The following is a 23,492-nucleotide window of genomic DNA, read 5'->3' as shown; positions in this document are numbered from 1 at the left end:
CCTAACTCAACTATAAAAAAAATCGGTGCAACTAAATGTCGCACCGATTTTAAAATTAAGAGAGTGATTAGGTTTTGCTGGCTTAAATGCTGATGTCCCTTTCCTCTTCAACACTTAAAACGCCATCAATTTTTTTGATATCTGCAAGTTTATGATTGCCCGGAACAATTACGATTACACCAATTGAATCTAAAGCCTCGATATCTTTAACACCGATTTCCTTGAGTTCTTTAACTACTAAATCTATCGTGTTATCCTTTACAGATATTAACCATTTTGTTTTCATCTTATAATTTTTTCAATTGGGCCAATTGGATCGATAGGGAATTTCGGATTAACTAAAATTGGGAGTTTATCAATCGGGAATCTATCAATTGGGAACCTATCAATTGGGTATTTTATCAATCTTGTTTTTGTAGGTGCCTGTACCAATCCGGCCCCTACATCTCTACCTGGTAAAGGTAATGCTTTTGCTGTTGAGGTTAATTTTCTCCATAAATTAATTCCTCTCAAACCCGATGCCTGTGCCCATAGTGCGGCAATACCGGCAACATGTGGGGTAGCCATACTGGTTCCGTTCCAGCTTGCATATTTAGTAGGCAGTTTTGTAGAAGAATACACGTTAACACCTGGAGCAGCAATATCTACAGCACCATAAGTTGGGTAAAGGCCTCCGTTAGAAAAAGCCGCTACGTTCATATTTACATCTACAGCACCCACAGCCATTATTGATGGGCAATTTGCAGGATGCATTACCTGTCTTACAGTGCCTGGCCTTGCCGAATCGTTTCCTGCAGCAGCAATAATTAAAGTACCTTGGGCTAAAGCACGGGCAGCAGCGGTTTCAAAAACAGCAGAATAGCCTGCTCCGGTTACAAAACCCCTTAACGACATGCTTACCACATCGCAACGGTTAGCAATTGCCCAGTTAATGCCGGCCAGAATGCCTCCATCTCCACCAGAACCGCCATTGCTTAAAACTTTTCCGATATAAATACTGGCGGCATAAGCAATACCGTATCTTTCTGTTGCAGATGGCGAGCTAGAAGGACCACAGGCAGTACCGGTACAGTGTGTGCCGTGGCCATGTCCATCCTGTGTGCTTTCTCCGCTAATAAAACTTTGATGAACAACAGGGCGGCCGGCAAAATCAGGGTGATGGAAATCGAATCCTGTATCCAATATGGCAACTTTAATACCTGCGCCATTATATGGGTTGTACCTTAAAAAGCTGGTTGGTACCACATTAGTAGCTTTTAATCCCCAGGTAGCACCAACAGATTCTACTTCCGATTCCTGCTCTTCATAGTTGTAATCTTCCGTTTCGGTTCCAACTAATACATTGGTCATTTGGTTTACCGCATCTCTGTAACCCTCTACATAATTTTGGGTACTTTCATCCAGCATTCCGATAGCATAAACTACCCTTTCTTTTTCTACAATCATTTCGCTTTCGCCTAAACTGCTGATTGAATTTTCAATTTTTGGTTTTTCGTTTACGATAGCAATACCCAGCTTGTCTAAGATGATACCATCGGTTTTTGCGAGGTCTTTATCAGTGAAAAACTCGTTTTCAAATTCTAAAGAGCTTTTTAGGTTTAATCCGCTAATAGAATTAATCTGGTTAATAGAATCGGAGGTGTTGGATCCTTCTGGTAGTAGTACCAGGTATCTTCCTGTATACTCTACTTTTTCTTCTTTTTTCAATGTTTTTGACATGGTTTTAATGTTTTAGGTTTTGCCTACTCTATTCAGGATTTTCGGCTTGTTCCTTTGTGTTAAACAATACCCAAAATTGAAATAGTTACAGTGAAAAAATGGCAGGTAAAACACTAAAAACCAGTAGTAAAAGCAACAAAATAAAAAGCGGTAAAAACAACAGTAAAATATGGGGAAAACCCCATCTGTTATCTATAAAAGTTTTATCACATTTGGGAATAAAAGTTAACTTTAATTAAAACTCAAAAATTATGGAAATGCAACATCTACCTGGCTATGCTATCGTATTTTTATGTGGGGTACTGGTATGTTATCTGTTACTAAAACTAATCGATCTTATGAAAACAAATGAAAGGCGGGGACGTCCAAATACAATGGATCCGGCAATAATCCAACAAATGGTAGATAATTACCGCAACAACCATTTAGCAGCAATTAATAAAGTATTGGGAATAAACGATGCCCATTCTGTTTCTTTCGGTTTAAAAACCCTGAAAAAATTCATTGCTGATATCGAATTTTTCAGTAAAAAAGTAGACCCACGCATTGCTGATGGTGCATTGGGTATCCGTTTCTATTACTCGGCTTATCCAAAAGATAATGAATGGAATGGTTTTGAGGATGATAAATCGATAGGAAAAAATTATGCTCAAAAACATACACTTGTTATGATTCCTACTTTAAAAAAGAAGAGCAGTGATGGGAGTTACCAGGATTACGACTTTAATCCTTTAGACCGTACTACTTTCCCTTTAAAAGAAAGAGAAAAAGCGCAACCCATTACCTTAATGGCCATGAGTTCGGATAGTAGTGACCGTCAATCGCGTGAGGTAATGGCTCAAAACCATGGACAAACCATTCCACCAGCCGATTCAGCAATAGAAACTTATTAATATCTTAATGAAATGAGCGACTTCCAGAAATTTCTGAGCGACATTTTTCTCTGGATTGAAGGAGGGACTGCATTGATTGCGTTAGGCTACTTTAAACAATTAAAGGGACAACATTGGAGGTATTTTATCTATTATCTGATCACTATTTTTATATGTGAAGTAATTGGGAAATGGGGAGGAGAATATATCAGCTTTTCAAAAACTAAATATTATAACTATATCGTTATCCCTTTCCAGTTTATCTTTTTTTACTGGCTTTATGCGGTAAAATCATTTAAGGATAAAAGACTATTTTGGATACTCGCTTTGTTGTACATAATTTCATTTATACTGAGTAGGTTATTCTTTAAGGAAAGTAAAGTATATTTTTCTTTTAGCTACACTTTTGGATGTTTACTCTTAATGTTTTTGGTTATCAAAGAATATTATAATCAGGTAAACTCAATCAACATTCTCAACTTTCAAGAAAATAGAATGTTTTATATTAATTTGGGCGTAACCTTATTCTATATCGGTACATTACCTTTTCTTACGTTTTATTCGTTATTAAGGGCTTATATCCAAATCTGGAATATTTATTTCGATTATTTCCTGGTTTCGGGCATTGTAATGTATATATTATTCTCAATTTCATTCATATGGGGAAAACAGAACTCTTAATTACAATTATCCTTTTTAACCTGTTTTTTGTGCTCTTTGTAGTGGCCATTATGGTTTATATCAAAAAATATAAGGAACGTAAAAGAGAATATCTGAATGAAATTAAAATCACCAACGAAATACATCAAAAGGAACTTTTAACTACCCAGTTAGAAATACAACAGGCCACCATGCAGCAAATTGGCCGCGAACTACACGATAATATCGGGCAAAAATTAACATTGGTGAGTCTTTATACCCAACAATTGGTGCACGAAAACAAAGTGCCTCAGGCAAGTAATAGAATTGAGCAGATTTATCATATTATTAATTCATCACTGCAGGACCTGAGAAGTTTGTCGAAAAACTTAACGAACGATAACATAAGTGAAAATGAAATTGTAACTTTAATACAGGAAGAAGTGAACAACCTCAATGCTTTGAAAAAATGTAAGGTAACCTTTCAATACAATTTCGAAAGTATAGATCTGGAGTTTGTGAAAAAGAATGTATTATTAAGGATAACCCAAGAATTTCTTCAAAACAGCTTAAAACATGCACATTGTAGCAATATTAAAATCCAGTTAAACTCTTCTCCTGAAGTTTTTTTAGTATTAAAAATACAGGATGATGGAGTAGGATTTGATTATGGTAAAATTACTTCTAATGGTATAGGATTAAAAAACATGAAAAAAAGAGCCGAGATTATCGGTGGACAATTTAATTTAGAAAGCAAACCCGATTTAGGCACTACACTTACTATTATTTTAAATGGCCCGGCATGAAAAAAACTATAGTTATTGTTGATGATCATATCCTGATTGCAAAGGCACTTCAGGGCATTATAGATAATTTTGCAGCTTTTGAGGTGATGTATGTTTGTGAGAACGGAAAAGAGCTGATTAAAAACTTCGAAAACAGCAATAAAATCCCCGATATTTTACTTTTAGATATCAGTATGCCCATTATGGACGGTTTTGAAACCGTAACCTGGATAACTGCACACCATCCGGAGGTAAAAGTAATGGCCCTGAGTATGCAGGGTGAAGAAAAAAGTGTAATTAAAATGGTTAGCAACGGTGCCAAAGGTTACCTGTTAAAAAATGCGCATCCTGTAGAACTCGAAAACGCGCTTACAAAGTTGAATATTAACGGATTTTTTTATCCTGACTGGGCATCGAAAATTATTTTCTCCAGCCTGAATAAAAGCAAAGATGTTGAGATCAAAATTTCAGATCGGGAGAAAGAGTTTTTAAAATACACCGTTACCGAGCTTAATTATAAAGAAATAGCCGATAAAATGTTCTGTAGCCCAAGAACTGTTGAAAGCTATCGCGATCAGCTCTGCGAAAAACTCGAACTTAAAACCCGGGTTGGATTGGCTGTTTTTGCCATCAAAAATGGATTTGCGTAAAGGTTAATTGTACATGATGTTTAAAATTGTGGATGAAGCAATTAACCGATTTAAAGAATTAACCATTTAAACACCCCGACAATTAACCGATTAACCCGTTTAACAGTTAAGCAATTTGTTTACTTTTGAAGCATGAAATTCCATCATTTGCTATTTTTGGTTATGGTTGCAGTTTTTACCTCATGCAAACCAGAAGAAAAAAGCCATCAATATATTAAGTTTAATACACTAGCAGAGTTATATCAATTCTTAAAATGGTCGCCAGAAAACCGTTTTCCATTAATCAGTGCCCATCGTGGTGGTCCAATGCCTGGTTTTCCCGAAAACTGTATCGAAACATTCGATAATGCCACCACTTACAATCCGGTAATCATCGAGTTCGACATTGCTTACAGTAAAGATTCGGTAATGGTGATTATGCACGATGATAAGCTCGATCGTACTTCGACAGGAAAAGGGCCGATTGGCAATTATACCTATGAAGAATTGAAGGCTTTTAACCTTAAGGATGATGAGGGCAAAGAAACGACGTTTAAAATCCCGACTTTAGATAGTGTATTAAGCTGGAGCAAAGGAAAAGTTTTATTAACCATCGATTTGAAAAAGGGTGTTTCTTATGCCAAAGTGATCGAAAAAGTCAGACAATACAAAGTAGAGAGCAATTCAATAATCATTACCTATACGGCCAATCAGGCCAGGGAGGTGCATCAATTGGCACCCGAACTCATGATTTCAGCCTCTGTTCAAAAGAAAGCAGAATTGAAACGTTTAAATAGCTTGGGTATTCCCAATAACCGTATTGTAGCTTTTGTTGGTGTTTCTGCCCCAGATAAAGAATTGTATCAATACCTGCACAATAAGGGCATTACCACTATTTTAGGTACCATGGGGAACATCGATAAAAGTGCCATGGCCAGTCCGGTAAAAAATGTTTATTATCATTTGGTTAACAATGGTGCAGATATTTTATCGGGCGATAATTTACCGCAGGCATCAGAAGAACTGGATAAGTTTAGGTATAATAAAAAAATAAGTTCAGCGCATATAAACTAACCACAGATGGAAAGGATGAACACAGATCGGTTTAACCAATGATGAAATCTGTGTTTATCTGTGCAAATATGTGGTAAAAAACATAAAATGAGTATTTCAGTTAAAAACCTTTCTAAACATTACGATAAGCAAAAGGCGGTCGATTCGATTAGCTTTGAAGCCAGGCCAGGTCGTATTTTGGGTTTTCTTGGCCCTAATGGAGCTGGTAAATCTACTACCATGCGTATGCTTACCGGTTATTTGGAACCTACATCAGGTGAGGCTGAAATTTCTGGAAAGAACATTCTTTCAGAAGCTATCGAAGCTAAAAAGCATATTGGCTATCTCCCTGAAAATACGCCGCTTTATACGGATATGTACGTAAAGGAATTTTTAAATTTTGTTGGCCAAACGTATAAACTTGGCAATTTACCTGCGCGGATTGACGAAGTCATCAAAATGGTCGGTTTAACACCCGAGCAGCATAAAAAAATCGGTATGTTATCTAAAGGGTACCGTCAAAGGGTAGGCCTGGCCCAGGCGATCATTCATAATCCGGCGGTTTTAATTTTAGATGAGCCCACTTCTGGTTTAGACCCGAACCAACTGGTTGATATCAGGCAATTGATCAAAACATTGGGAGCGGCTAAAACGGTCGTCATCTCCACGCACATTATGCAAGAGGTTGAAGCCATTTGTGATGATATTATCATCATCAGCAAGGGTAAAATTGTAGCTAACAACTCACTTGAAGGTTTGAAAAAAGCTCACCAACATCAATCATTAGAAGATATTTTCAGAAAACTTACCGTTTAATTTCATGTCTGGCTCAAAAATCGCAGTTTTACTCGTTGCCCTTTTATTTTCAAGTCCCATACTATTAAATGCTCAAAATAGTACTAACATTGGCATCGCTGCAGAAATTGGTTTACCATCAGGTAACTTTTCCAATCTTTCAGGAATTGGCCTGGGCGCATCTGTAAAAGCTGATCTTCCTGTTGCAGAAAATTTGGCCTTAACTTTAAATGTAGGTTTTATGAACTTTTTTGGTCGGCGGAATCAACTTTTCAATGTTCAGGATTTAACTTACATACCCGCTAAAGCTGGCTTGAAATATCAGCTGGGAGAAAGCTTTTATGCCGAAGGGCAGTTAGGCGCAGCATTGCCTTTAAATAAAAATCAGGAAACCTTATTTGCCTGGTCGCCCGGCATAGGCAATCAATTCAAACTTTCAGGAGGAAATAAACTCGATTTAGGCATCCGCTATGAAGCGTGGACAGGAAAGAATAATACGATCGGCTTGAACAGATCTGATACAAAAGGATTTGTGGGAATAAGATTTGCCTATGTTTTTGGGCTGTGAAACAATTGTAGTGTTTAATTGTTTGGTTTATTGGTCAAAAAAATACAATACTCCTAAAACTTATAACTTAATACAACGTTTTAGAATAAATTATTTTTTCCTTAACATTCAGTTAGTCAGTGTTTTGTGCTTTAAAATTTCTTTTTCAGGTTTTATTTGTAACGTTTTTGGCATCATGATTGTCTAAAATGGACAAATAATTAACGAACAATAAATAAAAATCACATGAAAAAAGTATTACTTTCTTTATTAATGGTTGCAGGCCTGGGCTTTGCAGCTTCAGCTCAAACAGAAGGAGCAGTTAACAAAATCAGTGTAGGACCAGAGTTCGCATTGCCAATTGGAGATTTTGGGGATGTTTATAACTTAGGCTTTGGCGGTTCAGTTCAAGGTGAGTTAAATGTTGCTAAATCTTTAAATTTAACAGGATCGGCTGGATATTTGTCTTTCTCTTACAAGAAAGAGTATAAAGATGCTTTTAAAGCATTAGGTGTAGACCTTAAGAATGAAGGTGCTATTCCAGTAAAGGTTGGTGCTAAATATTATTTTGGTGGCAATTTTTATGGCGCTGGTGAATTAGGTGCTGCTTTTGGTACTGGAGAGGGATCAAGTACAGCTTTTGCGTATGCGCCAACCTTAGGTGCATCTTTTTCGGTAGCTGATAAATCAAGTATTGATTTAGGAATACGTTATGAAGGTTGGGCGAGAAATGGCTCTACCTCATCGTTTATTGGTATCCGCGCTGCATTCGCATTCGGTTTGTAATAAAAACCATAATTTATTCCAAAGCCTCCAAGAAATTGGGGGCTTTGTTGTTTATCAGCTGATTAAGGTTTCATTGGTTACAAAATAATTTTAACTATCAAGTTAGTTTGTTTATCATTGTACTGTTTTCGCTTGATAGGTGAAGACACGGAAACTAAAAAATAATTTTCAAAAAAACTCTCAAAAAAATCAGATGAAAAAACTAGTATTATCTTTATTAACAGTTGCAGGTTTAAGCTTTGCAGCTTCAGCTCAAACAAACAAACCTGTAATTTTTGGTGTGAAAGCCGGAGTAGCCTTTCCAAACATGACCATATCATCAGGAAACGCATCAGTAAGTTTCGATGCAAAAACATCTTATTATGTTGGCGGTACAGCCGAATTTGTATTATCTGATGTAATTTCAATTCAACCAGGTTTAACTTTTATAAACAAAGGAACAAAACTGGCCAGTGGTGATATTGATTTCGAAGATAACGATATTAACACTACTGAAGAGGCAACATTAAATTTTAAATATCTGGAGTTACCGGTAAACCTATTGGCGAATTTTAAAGTAGGAAGCGCTGGTAAGGTATTCCTAGGTGCAGGACCTTATTTTGCGTATGCATTAAGTGCAAATGGTAAATATGGCTCGATAAAAGAAGATATTAAATTTGGTGAGGCAGAATCAGAATTTAAACGGACGGATTTCGGTCTAAACTTTTTATCTGGTTACCAATTAAACAATGGTTTTAATATTCATGCAGGCTACGGATTGGGGCTAAGCAGTATAGCAGATACAGATCTTTCGGATGATATTACCTTTAAAAATAAAGTTTTCTCAGTTGGTGTAGGTTTTTCTTTCTAAAAGAACCGGGAAATAAAGAAGTGGTTGTATCATAAAGAAGGTTTCTTTTGAGATTTTGTCATGTTGTCCAAAGGACTTCTGCGGAGAGCCTGTCGAAACACATAAAAGATTATTTAACTAAGTCCTTCGACGGGCTCAGGATGACAATTCTATTTATGATACGGCCTCTTTTTAAATTTAAATATTACTGATTTAATAATACACTCATTTAATCAATTCCTTTTAAATTTGCAGGAATAAATGGTTAACTTCGGCGTTTTAATAGCACATGTACGCAGTTTTTAAACGCGAGTTATTCAGTTTCTTAAGTTCGATGGTTGCTTATATTACCATTGGCATTTTTCTATTGGTTTCTGGCCTGTTACTTTGGTTTTTTCCTGATACTTCAATACTTGATTATGGTTATGCCGAACTTGATGGTTTTTTCAGTTTAGTACCTTATCTTTTCATGTTTCTTATTCCCGCTATTACCATGCGTTCTTTTGCCGAAGAGCGGAGAGAGGGAACCTATGAGCTTTTAATTACCCGGCCCATCCAAATCTGGCAGATTGTTGTAGCAAAGTACTTAGCAAGTTTGGTTCTGGTGTTATTTGCCCTAATCCCAACCTTAATTTATTACTACAGCATTTCAAAACTGGGTTTTCCTGAAGGAAATATCGATTCAGGATCGGTTATTGGCTCTTATATCGGTTTGTTTTTATTGGGTGCTGCCTTTACATCCATTGGCATTTTCTCATCTGCGTTGACTAAAAATCAGGTGATTGCTTTTGTGATCAGTGCGGCTTTATGTGCATTCGCTTTTTTAGGTTTTGATTACAGCAGTCAGCTTGCTGCATTTCAAAGTATGGAGCACATCATTAGCAATTTAGGGATTAATCAACATTATACTTCGATAAGCCGTGGTGTTTTAGACACCAGAGACCTGATTTACTTTATTACGTTTTCTGTGCTGTTTTTATTGTTCACCAAAATAATAATAGGAGGGAAACGATAATGAAGCTGAAGAATAAATGGCTTAATGCTATCATCGTTATAGCTGCATTAATTATTTTAAATGTTGTGGGGCAGTACGCTTTTCATCGTTTTGATTTTACTGCTGATAAACGTTTTACGCTGAGTGGAAAAACAAAAAGCTTACTGCAGAAAAATGAAAAACCGGTAATCATTACTGTATTTTTAGCAGGAGAGTTACCTCCTGCTTTTAAACGGCTGCAGGCTGCGGTGTCGGATATCTTATCTGATTATCAGGCTTATGCTAAGACAGAAGTTAAGGTAGTTTTTGTCGACCCTTTAGCAGGTCTTAATCAGGCCGATCAGGATACCGTAATCAATAATTTGTACGAAAGCGGTATAGAAGCAACCAATTTAAGTGTTAAAACTGAAAGTGGATTAACGCAGAAGCTCGTATTTCCGATGGCCATGATGGAAAGCGATGGCAAGGAATTTCCTATTAAACTTTTCCAGAATTTAGATACCCGAGGAAATTACGAAGACAATATAAACCGCTCAATTGAAAACCTGGAGTATCTTTTTACTTCGGGTTTAAAGAAAGTACTTTCGGGTGATAACCCCCGGATTGGCTTTTCAGAATCAAATGGCGAACTTTCCGATTTACAATTGGCTGATGCCATTCATACCCTATCTAGCAGTTATCTGGTTGGCCGTATTGATTTAAACAGTATCGATAAAGCAGGGCTTGATAAATTGAAAATGTTGATTATCGCCAAACCCAAAAAACCTTTTACCGAAACGGAGAAATACAAAATCAATTATTTCGTAATGAACGGGGGGCGAGTACTTTGGAGTATTGACCAGGTAAATGCCGAATTGGATAGTTTGCGTGGAAAAAGCGGGCAGATGGCCGTTAACAGTAATTTGAACCTCGATGATATGCTTTTTATGTACGGCGCAAGGATTAATTATAATATTATTGCCGATCCGGCAAACAGTGCAGAAATTCCGGTTTCTACAGGTGTTGTAGGGGGGCAAAACCAGATGCAATTGGTTCCCTGGATCTATTACCCGATTTTATTGCCCGATACTGCAGAAAGTGTGGTGAAAAAATTGGATGGCGTGAAATCTGAATTTCCAAGCACAGTAGATACTATTGGGGTTAAAGGTGTAAAGAAATCATATATTTTGGCTACATCTCCTTACAATAAGGTGTATAATGTGCCGAAATTGTTTAGCTTGCAGATGGTAAGCGAGCAGTTAGATCCACGGTCTTTTCAAAGTAAAGTACAGCCTGTTGGTTTAATGTTAGAAGGTAATTTTCCGTCAGTTTTTGCCGGGCGGCCCTTACCGGCTACCATTACGCAACCTTATACCCTGGAAAGTATAAGCAAGCCGGCTAAAATGATTGTAATAGGAGATGGTGATATTTTTAAAAACCAGGTATCGGAGCAAAATGGAACGCCCTTTCCGCTAGGTTTCGACCGTTATTCGCAGCGTACTTTTGGTAATAAGGCCTTATTGCTCAATATTGTTGATTATTTTACGGATAACGACAACTTAATTGCGCTACGAAATAAAGAAGTAAAGATTAGATTGTTGGATAAAGCCAAAATTAAGCTCGAAAAAACGAAATGGCAATTTATAAATGTGGTGGCACCCTTGCTATTGTTAATATTCTTTGCGATTTTTCAACATTATCACCGCAAATACAAGTACGCTAAATAATTTTTATATTTTTGAAGAAGACTAAATAATATCATGAGATTTATTGTATCCACATCAACTCTATTAAAACACTTACAAACCGTAAATGGTGCATCAAGCAGCAGTACGGTTTTGCCTATATTAGAAAATTTTCTCTTCGAAATTAAAGATGGAAACTTAACTATCTCTGCTACCGATCTGCAAACCAGCATGACAACTGCTTTGGCTGTAGAATCAAAAGAAGAAGGTAAAGTAGCTGTTCCATCTAAAATTTTATTAGATACGCTTAAAACATTGCCAGATCAGCCCATCGCATTTAATATCGATGATAGTACTTTTGCGATCGAGATCAGTGCCGGAGATGGTAAATATAAATTAAGTGGTGAAAATGGTGATGATTTTCCGAAGATTCCAGTAGTAGAAAACGCGTCTTCTGTAAACTTACCTGCGTCAGTTTTAACTGAAGCCATTACAAAAACTATTTTTGCTGTAAGTAATGATGAGTTGCGCCCGGCTATGACAGGTGTATTCTGTCAGTTATCCCCTCAGCACATTACCTTTGTAGCTACCGATGCACATAAGCTGGTGAGGTACCGTCGCATGGATAGCAAGGCAGATAAAGCAACATCATTTATTCTCCCTAAAAAGGCTTTAACACTTTTGAAGGCTGCTTTACCTTCAACTGATATTAATGTATCAGTAGATTATAATGCAACAAGCGCTTTCTTTAAGTTCGAAAATATCAATTTAGTGTGTCGTTTAATAGACGAGCGCTATCCAGATTATGAGGCAGTAATTCCAACCAATAACCCTAACAAACTAATTATCGACAGAAGTTTGTTTTTAAATACACTTCGCAGGGTTGTAATTTTTGCTAATAAAACGACACATCAGGTAAGGCTGAAAATTAGTGGAAGTGAATTGAATATTTCTTCAGAAGATTTAGATTTTGCTAACGAAGCACACGAGCGTTTAAGTTGCCAGTATGATGGCGAAGACCTTGAAATAGGCTTTAATGCACGCTTTTTGATCGAGATGTTGAGTAATTTAAGCGGTGATGAAGTTACTTTAGAACTTTCAACACCAAACAGGGCAGGGCTTTTAATTCCGCAGACCAATGATGAAAATGAAGACGTTTTAATGTTGGTGATGCCTGTGATGTTAAATAATAGTTATTAAGAAAAAAACTAATTTATTAGTTTTGTTAAGAAAGTGGCTTGGTTTTTGACCGAGCCATTTTTGTTTACAATCAACTAACACAACCAATGACAATCTATAACAATCTCTCGAAATCACTGATTTTGCTCATTGTCTTATTTAGTATGGGCCTATCATCCTGTAAAAAGGACAACCCGGATGAAGTAGTAAAAGGCCAGGCCAAGGTAAAAATGGTCAATGCAGCGCAGGCCAATGTGTATCAGGATGTTTATTTAGATAATGAAAAACTAACTACTGCTGCTTTAGCCTTTGGCGAAACCAGCGATTATGTAAAAATACCTTCAGGCAATAGAAACGTTTCTTATGCCGGCACAAATAACACCACTACAGATACCTCTTTAAACTTTACACCATCTATTACCTACACTACTTTTTTAGTTACCAATAAAAAAGGAGAGATGGAAATAGTAAGTTATGAAGATAACTTAAGTAATACCGAGTCAGATAAAGCTAAAATTAAACTGATTAATCTTACACCTAATTTTGCCACCGGCATAAACGTTATGGTACAGGGTGGTACCCAGTTTGTTAATGGATTGGCGTTCAAAGAAGCGTCAAGCTATTTTACGGTAGATACTGGATTCAATTTAAGATACACGGTAGTGGGTTCTGGTAATGTTAAAACCATTCAAAGTACAGCTTTAGAAGGGGGGAAGATATATACCATTTGGTTTAGTGGTACAACGGCAGCAACCTTAGAAGCACATATCATTACCGATAATTAATTTCAAAGTTTAATATGCTTTCTGCTATCTTTACGTTTTATTAGCATCAGCGATTAATTATGAAAAACAAAGTATTGTTTCCTAAAATATTTCTTCTTCTTATACTTACCGTTTTAATCAGCTCATGCATCAAAAACGACAATTTAATTGAAGGTGATGCTAAAGTTAGATTCTTTCAGGCTGCTTCGACTGATACTACCCAAACTTTCTATTTAAATGGGATACAAATAGGAACACCTGTTGCTCATGGTACAAATACAAGTTATGTGGTTGTTGCAGGCGATGCTGCTTATAATATAACTACAAGAGATATAAACACGGGTGTTGATGTAGCCTCATTAGGAGAACAAACATTTAAAATCGGACAGAATTATTCTGTTTTTTATTATAAAGAAAAAACAGGAGACCCTGCAAAATTGAAGGTTTATGCCGATGATGTAAAACCAGACCTTGATTCAGCTAAACTAACTTTTTTAAACCTTGGTTATACGCTAGGCTCTAGTGTTGTAATTACCGATAGCACAAATACGGCCAAACCTGTAGAATCTACAATTGCGTATGGAGCGATTAAAACTTTCAAGGTTAAAGTTAATAGAAACATGAAATTTGCCTTTAAATTAACTAGTCCTACTGCAACAAACCCACCGCCTGTGGTACCACGCTTAGATTCTCTTAATATTAATAATGGTAGAGTTTACCTGATATTATTGGATGGCGATAAAAAGGGAGAACTTAAAAATCGAATTATTTCTGCCAACTAATTTTATTGCAATATACTAGCATTTAATCCCTTTGATATTCATACTTTTGCCCAAAATTAGATAAATGGAACTACTACAGCAGCTTATAGATTTTATTCTTCATATAGACGTACATTTAGCTGAAATTGTTAACGAATACCGTACCTGGACTTACCTCATTTTATTCCTGATCATTTTTGCCGAAACCGGTTTTGTTGTAACACCGTTCCTTCCTGGCGATTCGTTGCTATTTGCAATGGGCGCTTTAATTGCTGGCGAACATGAAACCGGCTTAAATATCTGGATCATGCTTATTATTCTAATTGTGGCAGCAATTTTAGGAAATACAGTTAACTATAAACTTGGCAGTGTTTTAGGTGCAGGTGTATTTAAAGAAAAAAATAAGATTTTGAAGCTTAAATATTATCATCAATCTCACGAATTTTTTGAGAAACATGGTGGTAAGGCCATTATGTTGAGCCGATTTCTTCCAATTTTCAGAACCATTGCACCATTTGTAGCTGGCATTGCCAAAATGCCATTCGGTCGTTTTACCTATTATAACATTATTGGTGGAGTAGCCTGGATATTTGCATTATTGTTAGGTGGTTATCTATTAGGGCAAATTCCGGTAATTAAAAACAACTTCGAACTGGTTATTATTTTTATTGCTGTGGTAACCTTTGTTCCCGCCATCTGGGCAGCCATCAGAAGTCGTTTTCAACCTAAAAAGATTGAGGCAATAATTGAAGGAGAGGATATAAAGGCATAATTATAGTTCCCTACCAATTAGGGAACCATTTTGATATTTTCTTTCTACAGCTTCACTTTCTATTTTCTCATCAGGTAATAACGCTGTTTTAATGAGGTTTTTAAGCACTGGCTGACCCGCGTCAACCCAGGCAGAGTACCAGAACGATCCTGTTTTTAATATGGCAGCACGCATTTGCTTTTCTACCATGTTATTCATTTTAGTATGATAGGCTTTTGAGTAAGCTATAGCGTATTGTTTCAGCACAGTATTATTTCTTTCAGAAAAGCTATACTTTTTGTCAGAAGGAAATGATGCGCTCAGTTCAGCTTCAAAAGTTAGTACGGTATCAACCAAACTGTGCGTATGCTTTAGTATTTTCCAGATTTCTTGTAGTGGGTTTTCTATATACGCTGCTTTGCCAACAACAAAATTATAATGAGTTGAAAACAATTCGGGTAAACGGCTTTCCCAAAAGGCATGTATACCTACCTGGTTGGTGAGCTGACCATTATGATTGGCAGTAGTGTGTAAAGGAACATGTGCATCACCAATGTAATGGCCCAGGTCTGCAGAATATTTTAGGATTTTTACCGAATCACGCATTTTAAAGGCTTTAACTAGACCATAATAACTACGCTGTATTTGCCAGGGGATAATGCCATCAGTGTTAAGTTTTTTTAGGCCGTATTTAACCAGGGCATCATCCCATTTTTCGGGAATACTATCGATATTTTTCTCATAGTTCTCCACATCGAGGTAATGCCGTGGTGCTTCAAGCGTATCCGCATACCTGCGTTTGTCTGGGTCAACGGCATGTTCGGTAATGTATTTGATATTCTTTTTATAGAAACCGATCATATCAGAAGGCAAAGTGAAAACAGCAAGGCTATTTATCCTTTGATGTGCAAAGAACCCCCAAGAGGTACAAAGAAATATAGGGATGATTAACGCGGTTAAAATCGTTAATCTTTTCATATAACCTAAGATAAGCAATTTTCTTTGTAACTCAAAGGGTGCAGAAGTTAAAAATTATGCCTCTTCCATTTTTTTCATATCAAGCTTTTTCATTTTCATAACAACATCCATTACTCTTTTTGCTCTTTCGGGCGTTGCCATGAGCTCACCAATGTTTGATGGAACAATTTGCCATGAAAGTCCGAATTTATCCTTTAGCCACCCGCAAACGCTCTCTGCGCCACCATCATTTAGGAAAGTATCCCAATAATAGTCTATTTCTTCCTGGCTGTCGCAGTTTACCATAAGAGAAATAGCTTCATCGAATTTAAACTGTGGACCGCCATTAAGGCCCATAAATTTATTTCCGTTTAATTCGAAAGTAACAACCATAGGGGTTACTTGTGTAATTTTGGAATTTTTAAAAACTGTACAATAATATTTTGCTGCTTCTTCGGCTTGTCCGTCAAACCAAAGGCATGTTACAAGTGGTTTTGCCATTTTATATAAATTTTTTGTGTTACCACAAGTTAGGCAAGATTTTTAGTTTGCGTAAGGTTTAAAAGTGACGATTTAAGGGGGCGATCTGGACAATAATCTGCTCTTATGCTCCTGGCTAAGCCCCAAATTGTGCTAAATGGTGGTCAAGGTGTTTATAAAACATATTGTTCCACTCCGTTTTTGCTAATGGGCCAAACGAATGTGATTCTTTACCGTCGAAATGGACTTCGCCAAGTTGTTGGGTTTGATTAATGTAATCAATTAAACGCCTTTTCTCTTTTTCAAAATCTTTTTCACCCTTAATAATAAACTGTGGTGCCGTCTGATTATTTTTAGGATAAGGTTTCTCGCTCACCACTTTGCTTTTAACTAATTTTTTCAGGATAAATTTCATTATTGGGCCTGGCTTTGGATGAATGTCATCGTAAACCATTTCATAAGTTACATTGCAATGTGCCAGCATCTGTGCAACATTCATTTTACCCCAAAGTTGAGTGGTAGTTGGAGTAAGTTGATTAATTCTTTCAATAATTTCGCTAGTTACTGCGGGTTGGAAAATGTTCTTCATGGTTTGTTTATCTGGTAGTGCGTAATTTTACTTTACTAAATATAAGAATGTATTTTTTAAGTTTTTACCAGTTAGTTAACTCCCCTCCTTATTTTCAAGGAGGGGCCGGGGGTGGTTATTTGTTTTTAAAATGCTCTCTAATAGCTTCACATATCAGTTCTTCAGATTCAAAGACTTCAACATTATCAAATCTAATTACTTTAATTCCTTTGCTGTTTAAAAAATCAGTTCGTTCTTTGTTCGTATATTTATGATGAATAATCATTATGACTATCACCATCAACTTCAATAGCCAATTTTTCTGAAGGGCAGTAAAAATCCAAAATATAATTTCCTACACTGTGTTGGCGTCTGAATTTTTTGCCATCAAGTTTAGAATTTTGAAGATATTTCCACATGGTTGCCTCAGCAGGAGTAAGATTGTTCCTTAATTCCTTTCTGTAATTTTTCAGGTATTTGATATTATGGATCACCATGATTCAATATAACTATTTTAAAATTATTTTTTTTGCTCAGTTTACCACCCCTCGCCCCTCCTAGAATAGGAGGGGAGTAGGGAGTGCTGAGGCAAGATTAGTTCCTGTTGTTGGCGTTTGTAGTTTGAACCCTTTGGCTATACATTTCAAAAGATGAAATAACTCTAATCTTTATTACAAGGATGTGCTGGTTAGATGTTAGTATGAACCTTTTGCTGCTTATAATCTTACTAGATGAATCAGTTCCCCTCCTTATTTTCATGGAATGGTTGGGGGTGGTTTTTTGTTGGATTGTATACACATTAAATTAATTCGCTAATTTTACGGCAAAATCAGCCCTATGGAATTATCTTGCCCGGTATCAGCAGAAAGAATAAATGAAAATGTAGTTAGGATTATTGCCTTTATAGTTGCTGTGATCGCAATTACTTGTGTTGTGTTTTCAAATTATTGGGCAATTGTTTTTCTGCTTTTAGATTTTGCTTTAAGGGCATTTACAATTGGTAAATTTAGTTTGTTGAAATTTATTGCCATTAAAATTTCTAATGCACTTTCGCTTTCGCCGAAAATGAAGGATCTGGCGCCAAAAAAATTCGCGGCAACCTTGGGCTTTGGGTTCTGCCTATTGATTACCGCGGTATTTCTATTTGATTTTTATAATGCAGCGCTGATTTTTACCTCCATCATGATCGTTTTCGCCTTGTTAGAGAGCTTATTTGCCATCTGTGTAGGCTGTTATATCTATTCTTTTTTGCAGATTTTCACTAAAAAGAATGAGGCCTAATTTACTTCTTTAAAGCCTCGCGTACTTTTGGCGCGATTTTGCTTCCAAATAATTCTATTGACTTCATTAAGGCTGTGTGAGATGGGCCTCCTACATCCATATGTGCTGAGAAACGTGTTAAGCCAAAGGTTTCTTCCATAGCTAAAATCTTCTCTACCGATTCGTTTACATCGCCAATAATTAAAGCTCCGCTACTGTTTCGGCCAGCGTCGAACTGATTGCGTTGATAAGGTGCCCAACCACGTGATTTACCGATCCTGTTCATCTGAGCGGAATAAAGTGGGTAATAGTAATCTGCAACTTCGTTACTGTTTTCGCCAAATAAAGCGTGCATATGCACACCTACTTCAAATTTACTCTTGTCATGCCCATACGCTTCATAAACGCTTTTATAATAATCGAAAAGCGGCTTAAACTGTATCGGCTGACCACCGATGATGGCAAACATTACAGGTAAACCTAATCTACCGGCACGTTCTACTGATTCTGGTGTTCCACCAACAGCTACCCATATTTTTAAATTGTCGTTTACAGCTCTAGGCAACACTTCTTGATTGTTCAGTTCTGGCCTGAATTTGCCCTTCCAGCTGATTTTGGGCTCCTTGTTTATTTTGAGGAGTAATTCTAACTTCTCTTCGTAAAGTTCGTCGTAATCTTTTAGGTTATAACCAAACAGCGGAAAAGATTCGATGAAACTTCCACGGCCAGCCATTAATTCGGCCCTGCCATTTGAAATTAAATCTATTGTGGCAAAATTTTGATACAATTTAACCGGATCGGATGAACTTAAAACGGAAACTGCGCTGCTTAGTTTAATGTTTTTGGTTACTGTAGCTGCAGCGGCCAGTATAATTTCAGGACTTGATACGGCGTAATCAGGGCGATGATGTTCGCCGATCCCATAGAAATCTAAACCAACCTCGTCCATTAGTTTTATTTCTGCTATAATTTCCTGAAGTCTTTGCTGAGCGGGTTGGATTTCTCCTTTTGCATTAATCTGCAAATCGCCAAACATACCGATACCTAATTCCATAATGATAAATAATTTCAACAAAGTTAATGGATACAGGGCTAGCCATTTTTGATGTATGTTAAGAAAAGAGGTAAAGAATTATAATTAATCAGTCAGTTTACCTAAAGTTTTAAAAATGCTTTCGAGTTCGTGATTAGGATAATCGAAGTTGGTAGTGTCGATCTTGAACTTTTTACCATTCTGTAAAGTAATATTCATGAATTTGTACCTGTTACGGCTAAATGGTAGATCAGGAATAGCTTTAATCATTTTGATTTCATTCCACTTAAAAGTTCCCAATTTTAAGAGTGTGATCTCATTTTCATCTGCTATAATGGCATATTCCTCTTGTTTGGCTATTAGATTTTTGAAAAAGAATATAAGAAATACCACCAATATTGTCATTGTAATTAATGTTGATTGAAGATAACTCAGGTCACAGATAAAAGTGAGGTTAATTAAAAATAATGGGAAGAAACCAAACACATAGAGTAATGGACCCAAATTGCTATTATCTTTAACTTTTACCGATGTAATCATGTTTGAAACAGGCGTTGGTTTTTACAGCTTCATAGAAATAAGTCAGTTATAAACACCATCAATTACTTTGCTCATCCTTTCGAGTTTAAATTATTCATAGATTAAACATCAGGGCACGTATCCTTAACCGAAGATAATTATTTGGATTAGTTTTATTGGCAGATTAAAATGTATTTTTTTGTTTTGCCTTTGTTAAATTTTCCTATAAAAAACATTGTCTAGGTAGGCTTCTCTAAAAAGCGTCCTCATCTCGACTGGAACGCAGTGGAGTGGAGAGATCTATCTAGGGAGATTTCTCGACTGCGTTGCACTTCGCTCGAAATGACGACTACTCGCTGCTCTCAAAGATTTCGCTCCGAATCTGTCAATTGAAAACTGCCAATTACCGAATGAAAACTGAGCCCTACTCGATCTTCTTACCTTTCATTGCCGTAGAAATCGCTGCATCCATCACGCGTTCGGCAAATGGGCGGGTAAATTCATTCAGCTCGTCTGCTTTCTTCAGAATGGTATCTTTTTCTTGAGTCGCTAAAGCCGTTCTGAGCGCTTCGATATGTACTTTGGTTTCTGCAATTTCTTCTTCGGTTAAATGCTCAGCATGTTTTTCGATAAAACGCTCGGCTGTATAGAGCAATTGTTCACCCTCGCTTCTCGCTTCAATAAGCATACGTTGTTCTACATCACTTTTGGCATGTTCTATACTTTCGAGGAGCATTTTCTCTACTGTATCGTCGCTTAAGCCATAACTTGGCGTAATTTCTATCTCCTGTTTAACGCCCGAACGTAATTCTATGGCCTGAACAGTTAAAATTCCATCTGCATTCAGTAAAAAATTGATGTCTACTTTCGGCAAACCCGCAGGCATTGCAGGAATTCCCTTTAAGTCGAACTCAGCCAGTTTTCTGTTTTCTTTCACTAAATCGCGCTCACCCTGATAAACAGAGATTTTCATGTTTACCTGTCCATCTATTGAAGTGGTATATTGGCGACCGGCTTTAGTAGGGACTTTACTGTTGCGGGCAATAATTACATCCATCAGGCCACCCATGGTTTCGATGCCCAAAGAAAGTGGGGTAACATCTAACAATAGGATATCAGAACGGTTGCCGGCCAAAACATCGGCCTGAATGGCGGCACCAAGTGCTACTACTTCATCAGGATTAATATTATCTTGTGGTTTTTTACCGAAGAAATTTTCTACGGCCTGTTTTACATATGGTGTACGGGTTGAGCCCCCTACTAAAATTACCTCATCTATATCACCGGCAGAGAGATCTGCATCTTTTAATGCATTTTTACAAGCGGTAATGGTTTCTTCAACCTTTTCTGAGATTAACTGCTCAAAAGTTTGTTTATCAAGCGTGCACCAGATTTCGCCAAGCTGTTCGTTGTATAAATTTTGGGTTGATAATGCTTTTTTTGCAGCCTCAGCCTGCAGGCGTAAGGTTTGCATCAAAATATTATCCTGAGCAACAACTGCTACATCAAGGTTGTTTTTCTCCAGCCAGTAATTTAAAATGGCACGATCGAAATCATCGCCACCTAAATAAGTATCGCCGTTTGTGGCCAAAACCTCGAAAATTCCATTCTGGATCTGTAGAATAGAAACATCAAATGTTCCTCCTCCCAAGTCGTAAACGGCAATTGTTTTTTGTTGAGCAGGATCTAAACCAATTCCGTAAGCCAAACTTGCTGCGGTAGGTTCATTTACAATACGCATCACATCTAAACCAGCTAGTTTCCCGGCATCTCTTGTGGCCTGGCGCTGACTATCGTTAAAATATGCCGGAACAGTGATTACAGCTCTGTTAACTGGTGTTTTTAGCGCATGTTCTGCTCTTGCCTTAAGCTCCTTCAAAATTTCGCCTGATAATTCAATCGGGGTATAGAAACGGTCGCCAGCATAGATTTTCACCAAAGCATCGCTATCATCATCTATAATTTTGTAAGAAAAAATGTCTTTGTGTTCAGCTACGTCTTTATAAGAGCGGCCAAGTAATCTTTTAACTGAAAAAATGGTGTTTGAAGGGTCAGTGGTTAAGTATTCTTTAGCCTCGTTACCTACAACGGCTTCATTCTGGCCATTAAAGTATACTACTGATGGCACCAATATACCTTTACCTGCATCGTTAATTACCTGCGGATTCTTATCTGGATTGATAAATGCCACCAAACTATTGGTTGTACCTAAATCTATTCCTACTATAATTTCTTCCTTTTGAAACGAACCTGTAGCAAGGTTAATCGATATTTTTGCCATGGGCACAAAAGTAAGCAAATGTTGTACTAAAATTGTTGAAATGTTGTAAAGTTGAAATGTTATATAGATTAAATTTGATTTCTTTCAAATACGCTTAGCATTAGGAAATGAGCGCTCCGGTAATTCTTCGGTTGCAGCAGCCCTGCTGTCCCTCCCGCCGATTGAAGGATCGGCTCCGTACCATCAGGTTTATTTAACAAGAGTTCTGTTACCTAAGCGAAATTCGTCACGGATAAAATTTACTCCCGAATCTATACTTATTCTTCTTTAATCCACTATACTTCGTGCCTCTGACTCCCAACTTCGGACTAAAGACTCTGGACTATCTCTTATTCTTCTCCTCGATCCACAAACTCATGTATTTGGTGCTCTGGGCGGTATGGTGATTTAATAGCTGTCCGAAAAAATTATTTTGTCGATGTGCAGTTAAATCTGAAGTTAGTTTTTCAACTTTTTGTATGAACTCATCGGCAAAATATTTTGCCGAATACCTTTGGTTAATGATCTGTAAACCATTTTGTTGGGAGATTTTCCAGGCATCTTTATCCTGATAGAGTTTTACCGCTTCATCAATAAATAGGTCTAAATTATCTTCGATGCTACCGTTCCAATCTAAATTGCCTTTCATGGCTTCTGCGCCAACGGATGTGGTAACTGAGGGCGTTCCCACCCGCATGGCATCAATAAATTTACCTTTTACACCTGCGCCAAACTGAATAGGGGCAAGTAATATTCGATGTTTAGCAATGGTTTCTTTGGCATCCAGAGCCCTTCCTTTAATTAAAAACTTTTCGTTTTTGTTATCCAACTGCAGCACTTTTTGCGAGGCATAAGATCCAAATATATTCAAGTATGCATTTGGAAGCCTTTTTCTGAGTACTGGCCAGATCTTCGTTTTTAACACCTGAACGGTATTCCAGTTGGGCTCATGAAGGAAATTGCCAATGAAAACAAAATCAGCACGCTCTTCGAATGAAATCCAGTTTTCGATGGTCTGCTGATCGATTTCTTCTTCGAGAAATGGTAAATAATAAATCAGCGAAGGATCAATTTTGAATTGATTTTTCAGTATGTCCATTTCCACTTCCGAAATCATGATCGCTAAATCGCAGCGTAAAATTGAAGCAATTTCTCTTTTGGCCGTATCTGAAAATAAATCTAAAACTTGTTTTTTCTTGTCGCTTTGTTGGCGGGCACTTCGCAGGCAATGTAAATCTTCGGTATCTAAAATCCTAACTGCATTAGGGCATTCCTGTTGAACCCGCCAGCCATATTGCTCTTCTACCATAAAGCGGTCGAACAGTACTATTTCTGGATTTAATTCTTTCAGAAATACGTTGAAACTTTGTTCGTTTAATTTGATTTGTTCCTCAACAACGCTGGTCTTACTAAAATCGTAACTGAAATCGCTTTTTGATGCTGCCGATGCAAAAGTGATCTGATAACCTTTGGACAGAAATAAATCAACCAATTGGATCATCCTCGTACCCGCTGCTGATGAAGTGGGTTCGGGCCAAACAAATCCAATAATTAATAATTTCTTAGCGCTTGTATTCATTTACCTGCAAAATAAGCTCTTTTTTTTGGCTCCCGCAGATAAATATGATTTTCGCGGAGTGAAATGTAA

27 protein-coding genes are annotated in these 23,492 nt (G+C 37.1%); 16 read left to right on the top strand and 11 right to left on the bottom strand.

The window, feature by feature from the left end:
• Window positions 1-82 precede the first annotated feature (82 nt).
• Window positions 83-286, bottom strand: a complete 204-nt coding sequence (locus AC07VK_RS19375) for a hypothetical protein (protein WP_492962596.1) — start codon at window positions 284-286, stop codon at window positions 83-85.
• Window positions 283-1,719 carry a S8 family peptidase gene (locus tag AC07VK_RS19370; protein ID WP_083505339.1) on the bottom strand — a complete coding sequence of 479 codons (1,437 nt, stop codon included), beginning with the start codon at window positions 1,717-1,719 and terminating at the stop codon, window positions 283-285. Before AC07VK_RS19370 ends, AC07VK_RS19375 begins: the two co-directional genes overlap by 4 nt.
• A 338-nt stretch (window positions 1,720-2,057) precedes the next feature.
• On the opposite strand from AC07VK_RS19370, the gene AC07VK_RS19365 reads away from it, so the two are divergent.
• The 15 genes from AC07VK_RS19365 (at window position 2,058) to AC07VK_RS19295 (ending at window position 14,788) form a co-directional block, all read left to right on the top strand.
• Complete coding sequence (locus AC07VK_RS19365) at window positions 2,058-2,612, top strand: hypothetical protein (RefSeq protein ID WP_493053033.1); 555 nt, start codon at window positions 2,058-2,060, stop codon at window positions 2,610-2,612.
• Window positions 2,613-2,624: 12 nt separating this feature from the next.
• Window positions 2,625-3,272, top strand: coding sequence for a hypothetical protein (locus tag AC07VK_RS19360; protein ID WP_492954604.1), 648 nt, complete (start codon window positions 2,625-2,627; stop codon window positions 3,270-3,272).
• Entirely contained in the window at window positions 3,251-4,036 is a 786-nt protein-coding gene (locus AC07VK_RS19355; protein WP_492962592.1) for a sensor histidine kinase, read from the top strand. The genes AC07VK_RS19360 and AC07VK_RS19355 overlap by 22 nt, the downstream gene beginning before the upstream one ends.
• Complete coding sequence (locus tag AC07VK_RS19350; RefSeq protein WP_492962590.1) at window positions 4,033-4,665, top strand: response regulator transcription factor; 633 nt, start codon at window positions 4,033-4,035, stop codon at window positions 4,663-4,665. Before AC07VK_RS19355 ends, AC07VK_RS19350 begins: the two co-directional genes overlap by 4 nt.
• 132 nt (window positions 4,666-4,797) lie before the next feature.
• Window positions 4,798-5,718 carry a glycerophosphodiester phosphodiesterase family protein gene (locus AC07VK_RS19345; RefSeq protein WP_492954607.1) on the top strand — a complete coding sequence of 307 codons (921 nt, stop codon included), beginning with the start codon at window positions 4,798-4,800 and terminating at the stop codon, window positions 5,716-5,718.
• Window positions 5,719-5,805: 87 nt separating this feature from the next.
• On the top strand, window positions 5,806-6,513 hold the full coding sequence (locus AC07VK_RS19340; RefSeq protein WP_492962588.1) for an ATP-binding cassette domain-containing protein: 708 nt from the start codon (window positions 5,806-5,808) through the stop codon (window positions 6,511-6,513).
• 4 nt (window positions 6,514-6,517) lie between these two features.
• Window positions 6,518-7,060, top strand: coding sequence for a hypothetical protein (locus AC07VK_RS19335; protein WP_492962586.1), 543 nt, complete (start codon window positions 6,518-6,520; stop codon window positions 7,058-7,060).
• A 225-nt stretch (window positions 7,061-7,285) separates the two neighbouring features.
• The gene (locus tag AC07VK_RS19330) at window positions 7,286-7,825 is read left to right on the top strand and encodes a hypothetical protein (RefSeq protein WP_492962584.1); all 540 of its coding nucleotides are present in this window, start codon (window positions 7,286-7,288) and stop codon (window positions 7,823-7,825) included.
• A gap of 193 nt (window positions 7,826-8,018) precedes the next feature.
• Window positions 8,019-8,675, top strand: a complete 657-nt coding sequence (locus AC07VK_RS19325) for a porin family protein (RefSeq protein ID WP_492962582.1) — start codon at window positions 8,019-8,021, stop codon at window positions 8,673-8,675.
• A 268-nt stretch (window positions 8,676-8,943) separates the two neighbouring features.
• Window positions 8,944-9,669 (top strand): gliding motility-associated ABC transporter permease subunit GldF, encoded by a 726-nt coding sequence (gene gldF, locus AC07VK_RS19320; protein ID WP_492954611.1) that lies wholly within the window; start codon window positions 8,944-8,946, stop codon window positions 9,667-9,669.
• Window positions 9,669-11,354, top strand: coding sequence for a gliding motility-associated ABC transporter substrate-binding protein GldG (gene gldG, locus AC07VK_RS19315; protein ID WP_492962580.1), 1,686 nt, complete (start codon window positions 9,669-9,671; stop codon window positions 11,352-11,354). Before gldF ends, gldG begins: the two co-directional genes overlap by 1 nt.
• A 33-nt stretch (window positions 11,355-11,387) precedes the next feature.
• Window positions 11,388-12,512 (top strand): DNA polymerase III subunit beta, encoded by a 1,125-nt coding sequence (gene dnaN, locus AC07VK_RS19310; protein WP_086545224.1) that lies wholly within the window; start codon window positions 11,388-11,390, stop codon window positions 12,510-12,512.
• 86 nt (window positions 12,513-12,598) lie between these two features.
• Window positions 12,599-13,276 (top strand): DUF4397 domain-containing protein, encoded by a 678-nt coding sequence (locus tag AC07VK_RS19305; RefSeq protein WP_492962578.1) that lies wholly within the window; start codon window positions 12,599-12,601, stop codon window positions 13,274-13,276.
• 59 nt (window positions 13,277-13,335) lie between these two features.
• On the top strand, window positions 13,336-14,037 hold the full coding sequence (locus AC07VK_RS19300) for a DUF4397 domain-containing protein (RefSeq protein ID WP_492962576.1): 702 nt from the start codon (window positions 13,336-13,338) through the stop codon (window positions 14,035-14,037).
• A gap of 64 nt (window positions 14,038-14,101) precedes the next feature.
• Entirely contained in the window at window positions 14,102-14,788 is a 687-nt protein-coding gene (locus AC07VK_RS19295; RefSeq protein WP_492954615.1) for a DedA family protein, read from the top strand.
• Here the strand turns inward: AC07VK_RS19295 and AC07VK_RS19290 are convergent, their stop codons facing one another.
• The 5 genes from AC07VK_RS19290 to AC07VK_RS19270 form a co-directional block, all read right to left on the bottom strand.
• A complete protein-coding gene (locus AC07VK_RS19290) occupies window positions 14,789-15,745 on the bottom strand; it encodes a zinc dependent phospholipase C family protein (protein WP_492962574.1) in 957 nt (318 codons plus the stop codon). It abuts the gene before it with no gap.
• Between the two features lie 54 nt (window positions 15,746-15,799).
• Window positions 15,800-16,225 carry a VOC family protein gene (locus tag AC07VK_RS19285; RefSeq protein ID WP_492954617.1) on the bottom strand — a complete coding sequence of 142 codons (426 nt, stop codon included), beginning with the start codon at window positions 16,223-16,225 and terminating at the stop codon, window positions 15,800-15,802.
• 115 nt (window positions 16,226-16,340) lie between these two features.
• Window positions 16,341-16,793 carry a DUF1569 domain-containing protein gene (locus AC07VK_RS19280; RefSeq protein WP_492962572.1) on the bottom strand — a complete coding sequence of 151 codons (453 nt, stop codon included), beginning with the start codon at window positions 16,791-16,793 and terminating at the stop codon, window positions 16,341-16,343.
• Between the two features lie 115 nt (window positions 16,794-16,908).
• Complete coding sequence (locus AC07VK_RS19275) at window positions 16,909-17,058, bottom strand: DUF559 domain-containing protein (RefSeq protein WP_492962570.1); 150 nt, start codon at window positions 17,056-17,058, stop codon at window positions 16,909-16,911.
• On the bottom strand, window positions 17,042-17,269 hold the full coding sequence (locus tag AC07VK_RS19270; RefSeq protein ID WP_492962568.1) for an endonuclease domain-containing protein: 228 nt from the start codon (window positions 17,267-17,269) through the stop codon (window positions 17,042-17,044). Before AC07VK_RS19270 ends, AC07VK_RS19275 begins: the two co-directional genes overlap by 17 nt.
• Before the next feature lie 340 nt (window positions 17,270-17,609).
• On the opposite strand from AC07VK_RS19270, the gene AC07VK_RS19265 reads away from it, so the two are divergent.
• Window positions 17,610-18,053: a DUF4395 domain-containing protein gene (locus tag AC07VK_RS19265; RefSeq protein WP_492962566.1), complete on the top strand. Its 444-nt coding sequence runs from the start codon at window positions 17,610-17,612 to the stop codon at window positions 18,051-18,053.
• A gap of 1 nt (window position 18,054) precedes the next feature.
• On the opposite strand, the gene AC07VK_RS19260 is transcribed toward AC07VK_RS19265, so the two are convergent.
• The 4 genes from AC07VK_RS19260 to AC07VK_RS19245 form a co-directional block, all read right to left on the bottom strand.
• Window positions 18,055-19,107: an Atu2307/SP_0267 family LLM class monooxygenase gene (locus AC07VK_RS19260; RefSeq protein ID WP_494939815.1), complete on the bottom strand. Its 1,053-nt coding sequence runs from the start codon at window positions 19,105-19,107 to the stop codon at window positions 18,055-18,057.
• A 63-nt stretch (window positions 19,108-19,170) separates the two neighbouring features.
• Window positions 19,171-19,605, bottom strand: coding sequence for a hypothetical protein (locus tag AC07VK_RS19255; protein WP_492962562.1), 435 nt, complete (start codon window positions 19,603-19,605; stop codon window positions 19,171-19,173).
• Between the two features lie 403 nt (window positions 19,606-20,008).
• Window positions 20,009-21,865 carry a molecular chaperone DnaK gene (gene dnaK / locus AC07VK_RS19250; RefSeq protein WP_492962560.1) on the bottom strand — a complete coding sequence of 619 codons (1,857 nt, stop codon included), beginning with the start codon at window positions 21,863-21,865 and terminating at the stop codon, window positions 20,009-20,011.
• Between the two features lie 322 nt (window positions 21,866-22,187).
• Complete coding sequence (locus AC07VK_RS19245; protein WP_492962558.1) at window positions 22,188-23,423, bottom strand: glycosyltransferase; 1,236 nt, start codon at window positions 23,421-23,423, stop codon at window positions 22,188-22,190.
• Window positions 23,424-23,492: the final 69 nt, after the last annotated feature.

It is taken from the genome of Pedobacter sp. GW821-FHT01D05 (genome assembly GCF_059422505.1).
Note: the sequence above shows the minus strand (reverse complement) of the source record. Positions and strands in the feature narration are given on the sequence as shown.

Excerpts from the sequence above, each read along its gene's own strand:
- AC07VK_RS19375 (WP_492962596.1), bottom strand. The coding sequence starts at position 286 with ATGAAAACAAAATGGTTAATATCTGTAAAGGATAACACGATAGATTTA.
- AC07VK_RS19370 (WP_083505339.1), bottom strand. The coding sequence starts at position 1,719 with ATGTCAAAAACATTGAAAAAAGAAGAAAAAGTAGAGTATACAGGAAGA.
- AC07VK_RS19365 (WP_493053033.1), top strand. The coding sequence starts at position 2,058 with ATGAAAACAAATGAAAGGCGGGGACGTCCAAATACAATGGATCCGGCA.
- AC07VK_RS19360 (WP_492954604.1), top strand. The coding sequence starts at position 2,625 with ATGAGCGACTTCCAGAAATTTCTGAGCGACATTTTTCTCTGGATTGAA.
- AC07VK_RS19355 (WP_492962592.1), top strand. The coding sequence starts at position 3,251 with ATGGGGAAAACAGAACTCTTAATTACAATTATCCTTTTTAACCTGTTT.
- AC07VK_RS19350 (WP_492962590.1), top strand. The coding sequence starts at position 4,033 with ATGAAAAAAACTATAGTTATTGTTGATGATCATATCCTGATTGCAAAG.
- AC07VK_RS19345 (WP_492954607.1), top strand. The coding sequence starts at position 4,798 with ATGAAATTCCATCATTTGCTATTTTTGGTTATGGTTGCAGTTTTTACC.
- AC07VK_RS19340 (WP_492962588.1), top strand. The coding sequence starts at position 5,806 with ATGAGTATTTCAGTTAAAAACCTTTCTAAACATTACGATAAGCAAAAG.
- AC07VK_RS19335 (WP_492962586.1), top strand. The coding sequence starts at position 6,518 with ATGTCTGGCTCAAAAATCGCAGTTTTACTCGTTGCCCTTTTATTTTCA.
- AC07VK_RS19330 (WP_492962584.1), top strand. The coding sequence starts at position 7,286 with ATGAAAAAAGTATTACTTTCTTTATTAATGGTTGCAGGCCTGGGCTTT.
- AC07VK_RS19325 (WP_492962582.1), top strand. The coding sequence starts at position 8,019 with ATGAAAAAACTAGTATTATCTTTATTAACAGTTGCAGGTTTAAGCTTT.
- gldF (WP_492954611.1), top strand. The coding sequence starts at position 8,944 with ATGTACGCAGTTTTTAAACGCGAGTTATTCAGTTTCTTAAGTTCGATG.
- gldG (WP_492962580.1), top strand. The coding sequence starts at position 9,669 with ATGAAGCTGAAGAATAAATGGCTTAATGCTATCATCGTTATAGCTGCA.
- dnaN (WP_086545224.1), top strand. The coding sequence starts at position 11,388 with ATGAGATTTATTGTATCCACATCAACTCTATTAAAACACTTACAAACC.
- AC07VK_RS19305 (WP_492962578.1), top strand. The coding sequence starts at position 12,599 with ATGACAATCTATAACAATCTCTCGAAATCACTGATTTTGCTCATTGTC.
- AC07VK_RS19300 (WP_492962576.1), top strand. The coding sequence starts at position 13,336 with ATGAAAAACAAAGTATTGTTTCCTAAAATATTTCTTCTTCTTATACTT.
- AC07VK_RS19295 (WP_492954615.1), top strand. The coding sequence starts at position 14,102 with ATGGAACTACTACAGCAGCTTATAGATTTTATTCTTCATATAGACGTA.
- AC07VK_RS19290 (WP_492962574.1), bottom strand. The coding sequence starts at position 15,745 with ATGAAAAGATTAACGATTTTAACCGCGTTAATCATCCCTATATTTCTT.
- AC07VK_RS19285 (WP_492954617.1), bottom strand. The coding sequence starts at position 16,225 with ATGGCAAAACCACTTGTAACATGCCTTTGGTTTGACGGACAAGCCGAA.
- AC07VK_RS19280 (WP_492962572.1), bottom strand. The coding sequence starts at position 16,793 with ATGAAGAACATTTTCCAACCCGCAGTAACTAGCGAAATTATTGAAAGA.
- AC07VK_RS19275 (WP_492962570.1), bottom strand. The coding sequence starts at position 17,058 with ATGATTATTCATCATAAATATACGAACAAAGAACGAACTGATTTTTTA.
- AC07VK_RS19270 (WP_492962568.1), bottom strand. The coding sequence starts at position 17,269 with ATGGTGATCCATAATATCAAATACCTGAAAAATTACAGAAAGGAATTA.
- AC07VK_RS19265 (WP_492962566.1), top strand. The coding sequence starts at position 17,610 with ATGGAATTATCTTGCCCGGTATCAGCAGAAAGAATAAATGAAAATGTA.
- AC07VK_RS19255 (WP_492962562.1), bottom strand. The coding sequence starts at position 19,605 with ATGATTACATCGGTAAAAGTTAAAGATAATAGCAATTTGGGTCCATTA.
- dnaK (WP_492962560.1), bottom strand. The coding sequence starts at position 21,865 with ATGGCAAAAATATCGATTAACCTTGCTACAGGTTCGTTTCAAAAGGAA.
- AC07VK_RS19245 (WP_492962558.1), bottom strand. The coding sequence starts at position 23,423 with ATGAATACAAGCGCTAAGAAATTATTAATTATTGGATTTGTTTGGCCC.